A 14925-nucleotide genomic window follows, 5' to 3' on the forward strand; every position below is an offset into this window, starting at 1 on the left:
TTTGCTTAGTCCATTCGCTATCTGACTAAGCCACTGAAGCACAAATAAAAACGGCCTGGACTAGGCCAGGCCGTAATACTGCATCACGCGTGTTACTGCAAAACGACAGTAATGCGTAGTAACAGTTACTTCAAAACAGCCAGGGCTGCTTCGTAGTTCGGCTCTTGGCCGATTTCGCTGACCAACTCGCTGTGCAGCACGTTGTCGTTTTCGTCCAGCACCACGACAGCGCGGGCGGTCAGGCCGCGCAGCGGGCCTGCGGCGATCGCAACGCCGTAGTCAACGGCAAAGCCGGCGTCGCGGAAGTCCGACAGGTTCTTCACGTTTTCCAGGCCTTCGGCGCCGCAGAAGCGTGCCTGGGCAAATGGCAGGTCAGTGGAAATGCACAGCACCACGGTGTTGTCCACGCTGTTGGCCTGGGCGTTGAACTTGCGAACCGAAGTCGCGCAAGTCGGGGTATCGATGCTTGGGAAGATGTTCAGCACTTTGCGCTTGCCGGCAAAGGTAGCCAGGGTCGCGTCCGACAGATCGCCAGCAGTCAGGGTAAAGGCTGGCGCTTTGGCGCCGACTTGTGGCAAGTCGCCGTCGACCTGGATAGGGTTGCCTTTATGGGTAACTTGAGCCATGAACGGAATCCTTCTAGTGGTGGTAGTGAAACGAATTTCAGGTGCCGAAGTTAAACACAAAGTTCGATTGGCACCTATGGTCGGACGCAAATTGTCATGAGCAGACCTCGGAACCGTGGCGTATCCGTGAACGACACAAAGACTGCCGCCGTGAGAAAAACCATCAGCGGCCGCTGTCTCCCACTCCTCCCAAGGACTCCTCATGAGAATTGCTGACTTTCGCCCCGCAGCCAATATCGCCCGACAATACTCATTCTCTGCACAGCCTCAGCCAGCCCCTTCGGACCATAGCACCTCAAGCGGGTCGAACCCTGCGGTGCGATCACGCCGCGACGTCAATGTCGTCAGCCTGGAAGGCTCGAATAGCGCCAAGGTACTGGTAGAAAAAAGCGACAGCAACATGGCCATCAGGTACGCCTTGGCACTGGCAGACGAGGAGGCATCATCCGGCACTGCCGAACGCGGCAATTGGAACCCCCTCACCGTTTCCAATATTGCGCCCTACTCTACTTTCGGCATGGCCTGGTCGAATTTCGCGCAGGTGCTGAAAGCAGAACCCTTTGCTACGTTTGCCCGCGATAACAATATCGACCCATCAAGCATCCGATGGTATCCCAACTATGGCGGGGCTCTCGAATGTCAAATCAACGGAAAAGTCGTCACCTTTCATGATGATATTCCTGGCTGGGCGCGAGCCAGCGCAGACCTGAAGGCTGCCGCAAATCTTCTTGGGGACACGTTTACCTACACCGGCGAAAATAGCGCCCCCGCCCACCTGATCGGTTCCTTTTATGGCTCATCACCCTCTCGAGGCAACCGGCTTTCTGTGATCGGCAGGCTGTTGAATACCCCATACTTCCCGTCTCTACCCGATTCGAGAGCCCCTTTTATAGAACTCCGACAACAAACCATACAGGCCGTTGCCAGCCTGCACGCCAGCGGGCAACTCTCAACCGCACGGCCTGCTGAAACACCAGTAACACAGGTTATTGAGGCAGACGAGGAGGTGGCGCGACTTAGCGCAATCGCGCTGTTGGCACAGAGAAACGAAATACGACCTGACGGCGTAAGCCTAACGTCAGGCTATGTTTTCACCCCCCCTGAGCGCTCCACTATCGGGCAAACGATCAAAGCCTTTAACAACGCGTTTCAAGCAGAGGCGTTCCTAGACTTTGCGCGAACAAAGAACCTCGACATTTCAAACGTGTGCATTGATCCGAGCACGGGCGACCTGATGGTCATTGACCGGCCAAACCGAGTCTTTCGGAAAATCGCTACGCTCAACGATCAATCCGGATGGGCGGAGGTATCGGCTGAGATCAGGACACTGGCAAAGCAACTGGGGGAGGGAACGAATGAGCTCGTGCCTTATAATCTTGATGGCTCCATCTCCATCGCTAAAGCCCTGAGTTTTTATGGTGAACCTCCCGCCGGCGGCACACTGAAAGAGACGCTCAACCACAGCACCGCGCTCTATCACAGGGGCTTCACCGCCTTGAACTCGGCCCCCCCTCCTACTGACGAGCGCGCGCGCGCGGTGCAACAAAAACAGCTCACCGCCATACAGCAGCTCGAAAATCCATCTGCGATGCAACCTGATACGTCGGCGCCCGCGGCCAACGCTCACCCGTTGACACAAATTGCACGCACCCAGTTTGCCGCGGAACCCAACCTGCGCACGGTGGTAGCAAATTTCCTCGGTGACGCTGTCCGCAACGGTTCCAACAATCTGGACTTTGACATCAATCAGGTAAGTGTTGCCACGCCGGATCCGGACAACCCCGGTCAGTTCAAGCAGGTACCGCTGATCATGCTTGGCCTCGGCCGAATCCTCGATGACGCCCCTCAAAGCCTGGCGGGCAGCAAGCTGCTGGATAGACGACCTGACCGACTAGCGCGTACAGGAACCCCACAAGACGTTCCCCTTGAGGTCAATATGGGCGCGATTGAGCAAGCCCTGTCAGAGCTGCCACTGATACTGAACGACCTGTACAAAAACGCCGCAAGCGAATACTGGAAAAAGCCGGCCTTCACCGGCCCGGCAAATACCAAGCCGGTTTATGCCGGCAGCCACGCCGACCTGGTCAGCAGTCTTCTGCGTAACAACCTGCGCATGGCCGGGTTGAAGCAACCCGGCCTGGACGAAGAACAACGCCAGACTGTGGACATGGTCATCAGCCCCGCTCCCTCATCGACATCCCCATGGCCGACGAATGGGGGAGTTGCCACCTTTACGTTTCCGGCTGCCGAGGGCAATGACGCCACACCGAACATTCTCATTACGCGCACCCTGCCTGAACCCGCTCGCAGTATTGTTTTACTGGTTGAACCCAGCGGAAAAATCACCCCTTATGACTCCATGGCAGCCCTGTCCGAGGCGGGGTATGGCGCCCCGGCGCAAGTCGTAACCAGTCAGGTGTTTGATAACCAAGCCAACATCCTCATTGCTCGGCACTTAGGCGACACTCTGACATCCAGCACTTCATTTGTTGACCCTGGTAAAGCCACCTCTTCAAAAACCCAGTTGTCCGAGTGGCTGAACAAGGCCAGTGACGCCGAACGGTTTCTCATGAGCGAGCTGAGCCTGGAACTGGCGAGTTTCACTCAACGTAACAAAGGGCAGACCTACAACAGTGATATTCCGGACATTCACACGTATATCCAGAACCGGTTCGACGCGCTGCCGGCAGACCAAAAGCTCACTGCATATCCCGCCAAGGACCTGGAAGTGGTGTACGTAAGGCCGGCTACAACATTCACGCTCAATCCAGAGAGTGTCCAGTACGAACGCTCCCGCATGAGCCTGACCGACATGCTCCTGAATAACCTGTCAGGATTGCCCAGAGGGGGGGTCATCGAGGTCTATCACAAACAGGGAAATACGCGAGTACCCGAACTTGAAGGCGATGGGGTCCTTCACGCCCTTTTTTCAACGATAGACGCGGGCAAAAACTATCCGGAGTTACTTAAGCGTGAATTGCTGGACGAGCCCACAAAGAAAACCGAACGCCTGTCATTATTTACTCAACAAGTACCGACGGAACTGAAACTCAGCGCCCTGGAGCTGGCCATAAAGGGAGAAGCCGGGTTCGACACGACGGGGTTTCGCTACATCCAGGAGATACTCAAACCGGGACCGGGTACCCGAACTGTCGACGGCGAGGAAATTACCATCCGGCCGTTGGCTTTCGAGCGCAAGGCCGACAACAAGACGGATGTGGTGGAAGGTGCCTATCTGATCGAACCCATAGACGTGAACGCCGGCCCGCATATTCTCTATCGTCCGCTTATCAGCGATGCCCCGTTATTGCAGTTCCCTACTCGCCAGGCCCTTCTGGAGGCGATCCAGAAACCTGGCAAGTTGCAAAACGACACCCAGGCCTGGATGCCGGACGAAACCACCCGCCAAATCTACAGTGGTAACGGCTTCACCCACCCCAACGTGGTCCTGTTCGGCCTGAAGATCCCGTTGCTCTCGGATATCGCAGGAACACCGACAAACGGGTTGACCACGGACGAGCCTGAAGCGGCCAAGACGCTGCAGCAGAAACTGGAGACAGGGCAGTTGCTCGATCATTTGTATGATGCCAATGCCCAGAACCTGGCAGGCCTGGCTGACCGGGAATCGACATCCAACGCTGAGAGCCGTTGGGCAACCCTGAAAGCAGGAGGCTCGCTGCTGCTCAATGCGGTTTTACCATTCATTCCCGGCCCTGGCGCCGGTTACGTCGGCTTAGCCCTGCTGCTTGAAGGTGTTCGCGAAGAGCTTGATGTGCTGAGCAGTACTGATAACCCTGATAAAGCAGTAGCGGCGGCGGATCTGTTGCTAAACCTTGTGATGCTGTTGATGCATTTCAAAACTCGGTCCGCGCGTGCGCAAACGGGTGCAAGTCCGAGGATCGAAAATCAAGCCGGCGCCTCACCGGATACGGCATTGCAGATAGAGCCACACAAGGCCCGCTTTCGATTGGGAGGACCACTGGAAAAGATCACGCCGCTCGACGGGGAAATCCATACCAACGTTGACGTATACAACGGCAAAAAACGCCTCAACATCATTGGCCATGCGGAAAAGCCCGCAGCCGGACAGCCAGCAAGGATTGTCGGTGAAAATGACAGAGCCCTCTCGGCTCAGGACATACTCGAAGAACTTGCTCGGCGCCGAATAAACATCAAGGATTATCCGGAGGTTCGCCTGTTGGTCTGCTACTCAGGCCTGGGCGGGGAAAACTCCCTTGCGACAGAGCTGCACACCTTGACCAATATTCCCGTCAAGGCGTTTGAGGGGCCAGTAGATGTGGGGTATAGATCTGGTGTTGCAGGGTTGGAGCCTGAGGATATTTACAAAGAAGCCTTGGAAAAATTCCGAAAAAAATATCCGCGTTTCAGCGACGCTGACATACGAGAACTGGCCGATATTGACCTCGAAAACAAGCTCAGAGGCTACCAGCTTTTTAACTATGTAGAAAAACGAAGTGGGATGGATGTCCAGGTAAACTGGGGGACGCGTACAAATCCGCTCTGGGAAATCGTGACCGTTGACTACGTGAAGACGCGCGTCGGGCCGCCCAAAGTCAAAGCCAATCCCTGATCATCTGCCACATCCAGACAATCGACAGGAGCTGCCTTGAGCAGCTCCTGCTTCCCCCTTCATCGCACTGCTGCAAACCCCCGCTGCAAATCCTCGATCAACGCCTCCACATCCTCAAGTCCCACATGCAGACGCACCACCGGGTTCAATCCACGGTCGGCGACGCTCTGGCGGTCCTGGGTGTCGGCCAGGGTCACCAGGCTCTCAAAACCGCCCCAGGACGCACCCAGGCCAAACAGCTGCAAGCCGTCGATAAACCGTTCGACGTAACCGGCATCCGCGCGGGTGAGTTCAAACGACAGCAAACCGTTACTGCCGCTGAAGTCGCGTTTCCAGAGCGCATGGCCAGGGTGCTCGGGCAAGGCCGGATGAAACACCCGCTTGACCTGCGGCTGCGCCTGCAACCACTGGGCAATCGCCAGCGCCTGGCGCTCGTGCACGTCCAGCCGGGAAGCCAGGGTGCGCGCGCCACGCAGGATCAGATAGGCATCGTCGGCACTGACCGCATTGCCAAAGGTATCGCTCATTTTCGCCAGGGCCGGCCATGCCGCTTCGCTGGTGCAGACACTGCCCATCATCACGTCACTGTGGCCGCCAAGGTATTTGGTCAGGGCCATGATCGAGATGTCGGCGCCCAACGCCAGCGGCCGGTACAAGTAGGCCGAGCCCCAAGTGTTGTCCACCGCCAGCAGAATCCCGCGCGGCTTGCACAGTGCGGCTATCGCGGGCAGGTCACACAGTTCATACAGCAGCGAACCGGGCACTTCCGCATAGACCATTTTGGTGTTGGCCTGTAACTGCGCTTCCAGACCGCTGCCATCCGGGGTGAAGTAGCTGACCTCGATGCCGAATGGCTGCAGGAACTCGCGAGCCAGCTTGCGCACCGGGGAATACACCGCGTCGGTGAGCAGTACATGATCGCCAGGTCGCAGGTAGGCCAGGAACGTCTGCGCCGCGGCGGCGAGGCCGGTGCCATACAGGCGCGTGCGATAGCCGCCTTCGAGTTCGGTGACCAAATCTTCCAGGGCGAACGCGGTGGGGTTGCCACGCGCGCCATAACTCAGGACACGCTCGCTGTCGCGCCGGGAACGCGCATCGCGCATCTGCGCCAGGTTGTCGAACAGCACGGTGCTCAAACGGGTGATGGGGACGTTCACCGCCCGGCCGCCACTGCCGCCTTCGGTACGCGCCGCATGAATCAGCCGGGTGCGCACTCGGGATGCGGGCACCAACGGTTTGAGGCTGGCGATTTCCGCCTCGCTCATCTGCGCCAACAAGCCGATTTCCCAGGCCAGGTATTGGCGGGCGGCATCCTTGTTGCCGCTGTGGCGGTCGTGGGTGAAGAACAGGAAGTCGATGCACTGATTATCCGCTGGCGTTTGCGCATCCTCGATCACCGGCAAACCGGCTGCGACCCAGGCGGCATAGCCGCCGTCGAGCACGCGCACCTCTTCGCCCAACCCCAGCGCGGCAAACGCGGCCAGCGCCGGGTCATCCGCCAGCAGCACCAACGGTCGCGCACCGGCGGCCAACAACGAGCGAATCGACCAGCGAGAACCGGCAATCCGCCCCTTGCGATGGGTCATGCTCGGGCGCAGGTCCACCAGGTCCACGGCATCGTCTTTCAGCGCATCGGCCAGCGCCTGCACCGAGATCAATGGCAACGCCTTGAACGGCACAGCCTGCCTGACCGGTAACGCCAGGTCACTCTGGACACCGTCCTTGAGCACATAAGCCTCATGCCCCAATTGCCGCAGCCAGCTGGCGACAATCGGCGCACGCACGCCGTCGCTGTCTACCAGCACCACCCGCGCCTGACGCACGCCGATGTACAGGTCGGTGGACTGGATCAACTGCCCGCCTGGGGTATGTTGCGCCCCCGGCAAACTGCCGGCGGCAAACTCTTCGGCGGTGCGCACATCACACAGGAACAGGCTGCGGGACGGATCTTGCGCCCACTGGCGAACCTGATCCGCCACCACACTGACCACCCCTGCCCGCGCGGCCAATTGCCGGGCTGCCTCGCGCTGCTGCACCAGATCAGTGGAGACCTGATCGGCATACCGCCGGGTGCTGCCATGCTCCAGCTTGAAATCCGCCAGGTACCACCCCTGAGTGCCGTTTTCCAGCGCATAGACCGGGTTCTTCACGCCGAGGTTGATCAGCGTCTGGGCGCCGATAATGCTGCGGGTACGACCGGCGCAGTTGACCACGATCGGCGTGGTCTCATCCGACACCAGGTCGTGCACGCGGTAGCCCAGTTCACCGTTGGGGCAGCAGATGGAACCGGGAATGGTCATCTTGCGGTATTCATCGAACGGCCTGCCGTCCAGCACCACCAGCGGCTCGCCCTTGGCCTGCCAGTCCGCCAGTTGCTGCGCGGTGACGTGGGGCGTGTGGCTGGCCTCTTCCACCAACTCGCCAAAGGCTTTTGACGGCACATGCACCCCGGCAAACAGTTGCAGGCCCGCTGCCTGCCAACCGTCCGCGCCACCTTGCAGCACATGCACATTGCTGTAACCCAACGCCTGCAAGCGCTGCGCTGTCCGGGCAGCCACTTCGCCGCCGTCCTGGTCGTAAGTCACCAGGCGCACCTGAGGATTCGGTGCCAGGCGCTGCACCTGCAGTTCAAGACGGCTGTAGGGCAGGTTCACCCCGTGAAACAGGTGGGCCTCGCCGTATTGGCCGTGCTCGCGTACGTCAAACAGGGCGATTTCCTGGCCGTCGAACAGCCATTGTTGCAATTGCCCGGGTGTGATGGTCTGGCTCATGAAAGTCCCGCAAAAAAGAGATGAATTACTGCAAGGCCAACGAGCGCTCGCCAGCGGCCACTTCACGCCCCTTGGCATAGGCGCGCTGGACCGCCGGGCGTGCCTTGATCCGCAAGCGCCAGGCCTGGATGTTCGGGTAGTCCGCCAGGTCCTGGCCTTGGCGCAGGGGCTGGATCCACGGGAAGATCGCCATGTCGGCCACCGAATACTCGCCCGCCACGTACGGCACCTCGGCCAAGCGTTGCTCCAGCACCCGATACAGGCGCGTGGCTTCGGCGTTCAGCAGGTCCAGGGCGAAGGGAATCGGTTCCGGCGCCTTCTCCTTGAACAGCTGCAACTGGCTCAGGTACGGGGTGATATGCCCCACCTGCCAGAACAGCCACTCCTGGACTTTCTGGCGCTCGGCGGTGCCGGCGGGCGGCAGGAAACGCCCGGCCTGGTCGGCCAGGTAATTCAGGATCGCCCCGGACTCGAACAGGCTCAGTGGTGCTTCAAGGCTGTGGTCGACAATCGCCGGAATCCGCCCATTCGCGCTGATGCGCCGGAAGCTTTCCTGCTTCTGCGCGCCTTCACGGATGTTCACCGGAATCAGACGGTACTCTGCTTCCAGCTCTTCAAGCAGGATGCCGACTTTCAGGCCGTTGCCGGTGGGCCAGTAATACAGGTCGATCATGCGTAGGCCTTGATCGACGGCGCCATCTGCGAGGCGTTGTAGTTAAGAATCCGACCGTCGGCTTCAACGCCATAACGGCCATTGAGGGACTCCAGCGGCAAGCCATACAGGTGGAAGTGCAAGGTCGGCTGCTCACCCTCGACGCGAATCCCGTGCAGGTCTTCACCGAGGAACGAGATAGAGGTGCCCGGCTGCACGACGACTTCTTTCTCAAGGGTCAGGGTGGTGAAGCCTTCGTCACGCCCTTCATCGTTGCGGCCATACACGTAGTTGATCTCCTGGCCTTCAATGGCACTGATGATCGCCCAGGTTTCATGGTTGTGGGGGATGGTGCTTTTCCCCGGCAACAACGAGTTCAGGTACAGGGTCGGTGTGTCGCCATCGTCGTTCAGGCGATAACGGAAGGCAGTACTGCCCTGCCCCGGCACCGGCGCGGGGAATTCGCTGAAGTTGAACAGGTCCCGGCGCTCGGCCAGGGTTTCCAGCAGCCCGACGATTTCCACCAGGGCCGCGCGGTCTACGCCACGCTGGTTGATGACGCGGATCTGCTGCAGGAAGTCTTCGATAACGGCGGCACGGTTTGCGGTACTCATGACGAGGTTCCTCTTGTTAGACAGACAGGGTGTAGCGGCTCAGGTTGGTCAACAGGTACGGATCGTTGGCAATCGGCGGACGGCGGCCCGGATCGCCCAAGGCATGGCGCAGGAATTCCTGGGTGCGCTCACTGGTGGGGCGCTGGAATATTTGCTCGGCGCTGCCGTGCTCGACGATCACGCCGTTTTCAGTGAAGTAGACGATGTCGCTGATCTCTTCGGCGAAGCGCATTTCGTGGGTCACCAGCACGCAGGTCATGCCCTCTTCGGTCAGCTCGCGAATCACCGTCAGCACTTCGCCGACGGTTTCCGGGTCCAGGGCCGAGGTCACTTCATCGAACAGAATCAGTTCCGGACGCATGGCCAATGCGCGGGCAATCGCCACCCGCTGCTGCTGCCCGCCGGAGAGTTGGCCAGGATAGGCATCGGCCTTGTGCTCCATGCGCACCTTGGCCAACAGCGCCCGCGCGTCTTTCTCGGCGTCGGCGCGGTGGCGGCCGAGCACCTTGCGCGGGGCGATCACCAGGTTTTCCAGCACCGACAAATGGGGGAACAGGTTGTATTGCTGGAACACAAACCCGACGCGCTTGCGCAGCTCGATGCGCTGGGCTTCATGGGTCAGGGTATCGACCCGGGTTTCGCCCACGCGAATCGTGCCGCGCTGGGGCTGCAACAGGCCGGTGACGCAGCGCAGGATGGTCGACTTGCCCGAGCCTGACGGGCCGATGATCGACACCGCCTGGCCGCGATGTACATCAAGGTCGATGCCCTTGAGCACCCGGTTGTCACCGAACGACAGCTGCAAGTCCCGCAGGCTGACCAGGGGTTCAATAGAAGGCATAACGGCGCTCCAGGCGTTGGGTCAAACGGGAAATCGGGTAGCAATAGGCGAAGAACAACACCAGCAGGCTGAGGTAGATCACCACGGTAAAGCCGGTCATGTTCACGGTGTTGCTGGCGATCTGCGCGGTATCGATCACGTCGTGCACGCCCACCAGCGAGGCCAGGGCGGTGCCCATGGTGACCACCGCGTAGAGGTTCATCCACGGCGGCAACATGCGCTTGAAGCACTGGGGCAGGATGATCGAGCGGAAGATCTGGCCACGGGTGAACGCCAGTGACCGCGCGGCTTCCCACTGGGTGCTGGGGATCGAGCCGATGGCACCGCGAAAGATCTCCGCCACGTTGGCGCTGGCCGGCAACGCCAGGCCAATGGTCACCTTGACCCAGTCGGGGAACGACACGTAGCTGCTGCCGATATGGATTTCGAACGGGAACACGTAGGTGGTGAAATAGATCAGCACCAGCCACGGCGCGTTGCGGAAAACCTGCACCCAGATCCGCGCCGGCAACCGCAGCAGGCGCAAGGGCGACAGGGCCAACGCGCCCACCATCAGGCCCAGCAGCGAGCCGAGGCCGATCGCCACCAGGCTGATCAGGATGTTCTGGCCGAAACCAGTCACCAGCGCCGGCGACCATTGCAGCAACGCCGACAGCACCGGGAATGAATCAATGGCCATAGCCGGGCATCCTCAGGCGCGCTTCCAGCCAGCGCCCCACACAATTGACGGTAAAGCTCAGCACGCCGAAAAAGCTCAGGATCAGAATCATCAGCTCCAGCACGTTGTCGCTCTGGGTCCAGATCATGATCGACGCGTAAGTGATATCGCCCACGGCGATGGCCGAGGCCACGGCGGTCATTTTCACCAGGTCGATCAGGTTGTTGATCAGCGACGGCAACGCAAAGCGCAAGGCCAACGGCAACTGCACATTCCACAGCAATTGGCGGCTGCTGAAGGCCAGGGAACTGGCGGCTTCCAGCGTCACCGCCGGCACCGCTTCGATGCCGGCGCGCAGGGCTTCGGCGTGGAACGCGCCCTTGTGCAGGGAGATCACGATCACCACCCAGGCAAACGGCGTCAGCGGGTTGGCCGCGCCGACGGCCTGGGTCAGCAGCATGTTCAACACCAGGAACGCGCAGTACAGCTGCACCAGGGTCGGGGTGTTGCGGGTGACTTCGATAAACACCCGCGCAGGCCGGGCCAGCCACGGGTTGCCCGAGGTCAGCAGCGCCGCCAGGCTGATCCCGGCCAGCAGGCTGCCGATAATGGTGAACAGGCACAGCGATACGGTGGTCAGCGCCCCCTGTTCCAGGGTGCCGCGCTGGTAGGCATCCAGCAGGAAGGTGTAGTTGAGGCCAATGCCGGCGGCCCAGTGCACAAACAGCTCCAGCCAATGACTCATTCGTCGCCCCGCAGCTTGCCGCAGGCGACCGCGATACGGCGGCCGGCCTCGGCCACGCTGTCGGTGGCCGTGGCGATGGACAGGCGAAACCACGGCGACAGGCCGTAGGCACTGCCCGCCACACCGGCCACGCCCTCCTCCAACAAATAAGCGACAACGTCGCCGTCATCCTTCAGTTGCTGACCGTCCGGGCGGTAGCGGCCGAGCAAACCGGCGCAGCGCACAAACACGAAGAACCCGCCTTGAGGCTCGAGCACTTCCAGGCCGTCGACGGTGCCGAGGGCCATCATCAGCAGGTCCCGGCGCAGTTGATAGGCCGCCACCTGCTCGGCCAAAAAGCCCAGCCCACCGGTGAATGCAGCCAAGGCCGCTGCCTGCCCGACGGAAGACGCACCGGAGGTGGATTGGGATTGTACCACCGCCATGGCGTTGGTCAGGGTCTGCGGCCCGGCGCCAAAACCGATGCGCCAGCCGGTCATGGCATAGGTCTTGGACACGCCGCCCACCAGCAGGCAACGGTCCTGCAAATCCGGCGCAACGTTCAGCAGGCTCTGGGCCGGGCGACCGTCGAAGCGGATGTGTTCGTAGAGTTCATCCAGCAGCACTAGGACCTGGGGATGGCGGCGCAGCACCTCGGCCAGCGCTTGCAGTTCAGCCTCGCTGTAGACCGCACCGCTGGGGTTGCCCGGACCGTTAAGGATCAGCCAACGGGTGCGTTCAGTAATGTGTTGCTCCAGTTGCGCCGGCAGCAGCTTGCAGCCCTGCTCCAGCCCGCACTCGATAAACACCGGCTCGCCACCGTTGAAGCGCACGCTGTCGGGGAACGATGGCCAGTACGGCGTCGGCACCAGCACTTGATCGCCGTCGTCGAGGGTGGCGGCGAAGGCATTGAAGATGATCTGTTTCGCGCCATTGGCGATCACGATATTGGGCAGCGAAAAATCCAGCCGGTTTTCTTCGGCCAGCTTTCGCTGCACCGCCACGCGCAAGGCTTTTACGCCGGGTGTCGGCGTGTATTTGGTGGCGCCGGCGGCGATGGCGTCGTAGGCGGCTTGCTTGATGTGCTGCGGGGTGTCGAAATCCGGCTCGCCGGTGGTCAGGTCAAGAATGTCGCGGCCGGCGTCACGCAGTTCGGTGGCGCGGGATTTGGCTGCGGCGTTGGCCGACAGCGACACGCGCTGTACGCGCCTGGACAGGCGAACGGTCATGGCTGCACCTCCAGTACTTTGCCGGGGTTGAGCAGGTTTTTCGGGTCGAGAGCGCGCTTGATGCGGCGCATCAGGTCCAGCTCTACCGGGCTTTTGTAGCGGCCCAGCAGGCCGACCTTGCGCTGGCCAATCCCGTGCTCGGCGCTGATGGAGCCGCCGTGGGCGTGGGCGCTGTCGTGCACCAACAGGCTCAGTTCGGCGTAGTTGCCCATGTGCTCGTCGACCGTTGAGTCCAGCGGGTGGGCAACGTTGTAATGCAGGTTGCCGTCCCCCAGGTGCCCGAAGGTGAAGTTGCGAACGCCGGGAAAATGCGCCTGCAACAGCGCATCGGTATGGGCGACGAAGGCGACGATTTGCGAGATGGGCACCGAGATGTCGTGCTTCATATTGCGCCCGGCGCGTTTCTGCGCCTCACTCATGTTTTCGCGCAACAACCACAGGGCGTCGCTTTGGGCCAGGCTTTCGGCAATCAGGGCGTCAGCCAGCAATGACTGTTCGAAGGCTTCGCCGAGAACGGTCTCGAAGGCTTCGCGGGCGTGGGTTTCGCCGTGGTTATCCGACAGTTCCAGCAGAGCAAACCAGGGCTGGCGAGCGTTCAGAAACGGTTGTGGGCCTTCGGGAAACTGCTCCCGCAGCAGCGCCAGGCAATCGGCGCTGAGCAGTTCGAACGCAGTCAGATTCGCACCGAAACCGGCGCGGGCATGGGACAGAAACGCCACCGCCTGGGCCAGTTCATCAAACGCCAGCAGCGCGGTGGCCTGGGCCTTGGGCAACGGGAACAGCTTGAGGGTGGCCGCGGTGATAATGCCGAGGGTGCCTTCGCTGCCGACGTATAAATCCCGCAGGTCGTAGCCGGTGTTGTCCTTGCGCAACCCCCGCAGGCCGTTCCAGATCTCGCCTTCGGCAGTCACCACTTCCAGGCCCAGGGTCAACTCGCGGGTGTTGCCATAACGCAGCACGGCAGTACCGCCGGCATTGGTGCCGAGGTTGCCGCCAATGGTGCAGCTGCCTTCGGCGCCAAGGCTCAGCGGAAACAATCGATCGGCTTCGCGGGCCACGTCCTGGATGTTTTGCAGGATGCAGCCGGCTTCGACGGTCAGGGTGTCGTTGTCGGTATCGATCACGCGTACCCGGTTCATGCGGTCGAGCAACAGCAATACCGCGCGGCCACTGGCATCCGGCGTCGCGCCTGCCATCAGGCCGGTGTTGCCGCCCTGCACCACGATGGGCGCCTCCAGGGCCACGCATGCTCGCACCACGGCGGCGACTTCTTCGGTATTGGCAGGGTGCACCACCGCGATTACCTGACCGGTGTAGCGGCCCTGTTTGTCGGTGAGGTACTGGGCGGCCTCGTCACCGCGCTGCACATGGGCAGCGCCGAGCAATTGTTGCAGGGTGGCGAATAGCGGTTCACTCATGGCTGTACTGCTCGTGCAAATCACGCAGGGCCTGGGACGGCGCCATGCCGGTGCGTTCGCCCAGCGCGATCAGCCAGCCGCTGCGGTGCCAGTCGCGCACGATGGCGTCGAGCTTGGCCTGGGTGTCGTGCTCGCCCTTGCGGATCCAGATCACGGATTTGGACGGGATCAAATCCCCCGGCAACGGAATCTCGTAACCGGACCACTCGGCATCGTCCAGCAGCGCGTGCATGGTCGGGCTGACGTGCACCGCCGCCACACAGCCATTGCCGCGCAACGACAACAGGGATTCAGACTGGCTGCGGAACGCCTTGATCTGCGCGCCGTAGGTTTCCTGCAACGGCTTGATGAAGTTGCTGCCCTGGGACACGCACACCGGCTTGCCTTTGAGGTCGGCCCACTGGGTGATGCCGGCGCCTTTGCGGATCAACGCTGCGCCGCCGACTTCTTCATAGGGCGTGGGCACGTAGTCGAGGATCTCGGCGCGCTCGTCGGTGTACTGCATATTGGCGATCAGCACATCGACCTTGCCCTGTTGCAGGAACTGCACGCGGTTGGGGGCCAGTACCGAGACGGTCTTGGTCTCCACGCCCAGCGCCTGGCCGAGGCCCTTGGCCAGTTCGACGTTGTAGCCCAGGTGTTCGCCGGTCTTGGGGTCGAGGGTGCCAAACGGCGGGCCGCTGAGAATCACGCCGACGCTGATGGCGTGGCGTTGCTGGATCTTGTCGAGGGTGGCGTCGGCATGGGCCAGGCTGGCGCACAAGGCCAGGCCGAGAACGGTCAGGTGTTTTAATCTCATGC

At 61.1% G+C, this 14925-nt stretch carries 11 protein-coding genes; 1 reads left to right on the forward strand and 10 read right to left on the reverse strand.

Annotated features, from left to right (window positions below):
- Nucleotides 1-125: 125 nt before the first annotated feature.
- Entirely contained in the window at nt 126-626 is a 501-nt protein-coding gene (tpx, locus tag HX855_RS11720; protein WP_010171646.1) for a thiol peroxidase, read from the reverse strand.
- A gap of 202 nt (nt 627-828) precedes the next feature.
- On the opposite strand from tpx, the gene HX855_RS11725 reads away from it, so the two are divergent.
- Nucleotides 829-5217, forward strand: a complete 4389-nt coding sequence (locus HX855_RS11725) for a dermonecrotic toxin domain-containing protein (protein WP_177085369.1) — start codon at nt 829-831, stop codon at nt 5215-5217.
- Nucleotides 5218-5276: 59 nt separating this feature from the next.
- Here HX855_RS11725 and metC read toward each other — a convergent pair whose 3' ends face one another.
- From metC to HX855_RS11770, 9 genes are read right to left on the reverse strand one after another with little or no spacing between them, the layout of a single operon-like run.
- A complete protein-coding gene (gene metC / locus HX855_RS11730; RefSeq protein ID WP_177085372.1) occupies nt 5277-7988 on the reverse strand; it encodes a cystathionine beta-lyase in 2712 nt (903 codons plus the stop codon).
- A gap of 25 nt (nt 7989-8013) precedes the next feature.
- Nucleotides 8014-8661 carry a glutathione S-transferase family protein gene (locus HX855_RS11735; protein WP_177085374.1) on the reverse strand — a complete coding sequence of 216 codons (648 nt, stop codon included), beginning with the start codon at nt 8659-8661 and terminating at the stop codon, nt 8014-8016.
- Nucleotides 8658-9254 (reverse strand): cysteine dioxygenase, encoded by a 597-nt coding sequence (locus tag HX855_RS11740; RefSeq protein ID WP_177085376.1) that lies wholly within the window; start codon nt 9252-9254, stop codon nt 8658-8660. Before HX855_RS11740 ends, HX855_RS11735 begins: the two co-directional genes overlap by 4 nt.
- A 16-nt stretch (nt 9255-9270) precedes the next feature.
- Entirely contained in the window at nt 9271-10095 is an 825-nt protein-coding gene (locus HX855_RS11745; protein WP_177085378.1) for an amino acid ABC transporter ATP-binding protein, read from the reverse strand.
- Nucleotides 10082-10774, reverse strand: a complete 693-nt coding sequence (locus HX855_RS11750; protein ID WP_177085380.1) for an amino acid ABC transporter permease — start codon at nt 10772-10774, stop codon at nt 10082-10084. Before HX855_RS11750 ends, HX855_RS11745 begins: the two co-directional genes overlap by 14 nt.
- Nucleotides 10764-11498, reverse strand: a complete 735-nt coding sequence (locus HX855_RS11755) for an amino acid ABC transporter permease (RefSeq protein ID WP_177085382.1) — start codon at nt 11496-11498, stop codon at nt 10764-10766. Before HX855_RS11755 ends, HX855_RS11750 begins: the two co-directional genes overlap by 11 nt.
- On the reverse strand, nt 11495-12706 hold the full coding sequence (locus HX855_RS11760; protein WP_177085384.1) for an aminotransferase class I/II-fold pyridoxal phosphate-dependent enzyme: 1212 nt from the start codon (nt 12704-12706) through the stop codon (nt 11495-11497). The genes HX855_RS11755 and HX855_RS11760 overlap by 4 nt, the downstream gene beginning before the upstream one ends.
- On the reverse strand, nt 12703-14124 hold the full coding sequence (locus HX855_RS11765; protein ID WP_177085386.1) for an FAD-binding oxidoreductase: 1422 nt from the start codon (nt 14122-14124) through the stop codon (nt 12703-12705). The genes HX855_RS11760 and HX855_RS11765 overlap by 4 nt, the downstream gene beginning before the upstream one ends.
- Nucleotides 14117-14923, reverse strand: coding sequence for a transporter substrate-binding domain-containing protein (locus tag HX855_RS11770; protein WP_177085388.1), 807 nt, complete (start codon nt 14921-14923; stop codon nt 14117-14119). The genes HX855_RS11765 and HX855_RS11770 overlap by 8 nt, the downstream gene beginning before the upstream one ends.
- Nucleotides 14924-14925: the final 2 nt, after the last annotated feature.

It is taken from the genome of Pseudomonas sp. IPO3778, from assembly GCF_013386825.1.
In the GTDB taxonomy this organism is placed as follows: Bacteria; Pseudomonadota; Gammaproteobacteria; order Pseudomonadales; family Pseudomonadaceae; genus Aquipseudomonas.

Coding starts and splice junctions, on each gene's coding strand:
- HX855_RS11725 (WP_177085369.1), top strand. CDS start 829: ATGAGAATTGCTGACTTTCGCCCCGCAGCCAATATCGCCCGACAATAC.
- HX855_RS11750 (WP_177085380.1), bottom strand. CDS start 10,774: ATGGCCATTGATTCATTCCCGGTGCTGTCGGCGTTGCTGCAATGGTCG.
- HX855_RS11735 (WP_177085374.1), bottom strand. CDS start 8,661: ATGATCGACCTGTATTACTGGCCCACCGGCAACGGCCTGAAAGTCGGC.
- HX855_RS11745 (WP_177085378.1), bottom strand. CDS start 10,095: ATGCCTTCTATTGAACCCCTGGTCAGCCTGCGGGACTTGCAGCTGTCG.
- HX855_RS11740 (WP_177085376.1), bottom strand. CDS start 9,254: ATGAGTACCGCAAACCGTGCCGCCGTTATCGAAGACTTCCTGCAGCAG.
- metC (WP_177085372.1), bottom strand. CDS start 7,988: ATGAGCCAGACCATCACACCCGGGCAATTGCAACAATGGCTGTTCGAC.
- HX855_RS11755 (WP_177085382.1), bottom strand. CDS start 11,498: ATGAGTCATTGGCTGGAGCTGTTTGTGCACTGGGCCGCCGGCATTGGC.
- HX855_RS11760 (WP_177085384.1), bottom strand. CDS start 12,706: ATGACCGTTCGCCTGTCCAGGCGCGTACAGCGCGTGTCGCTGTCGGCC.
- tpx (WP_010171646.1), bottom strand. CDS start 626: ATGGCTCAAGTTACCCATAAAGGCAACCCTATCCAGGTCGACGGCGAC.
- HX855_RS11770 (WP_177085388.1), bottom strand. CDS start 14,923: ATGAGATTAAAACACCTGACCGTTCTCGGCCTGGCCTTGTGCGCCAGC.
- HX855_RS11765 (WP_177085386.1), bottom strand. CDS start 14,124: ATGAGTGAACCGCTATTCGCCACCCTGCAACAATTGCTCGGCGCTGCC.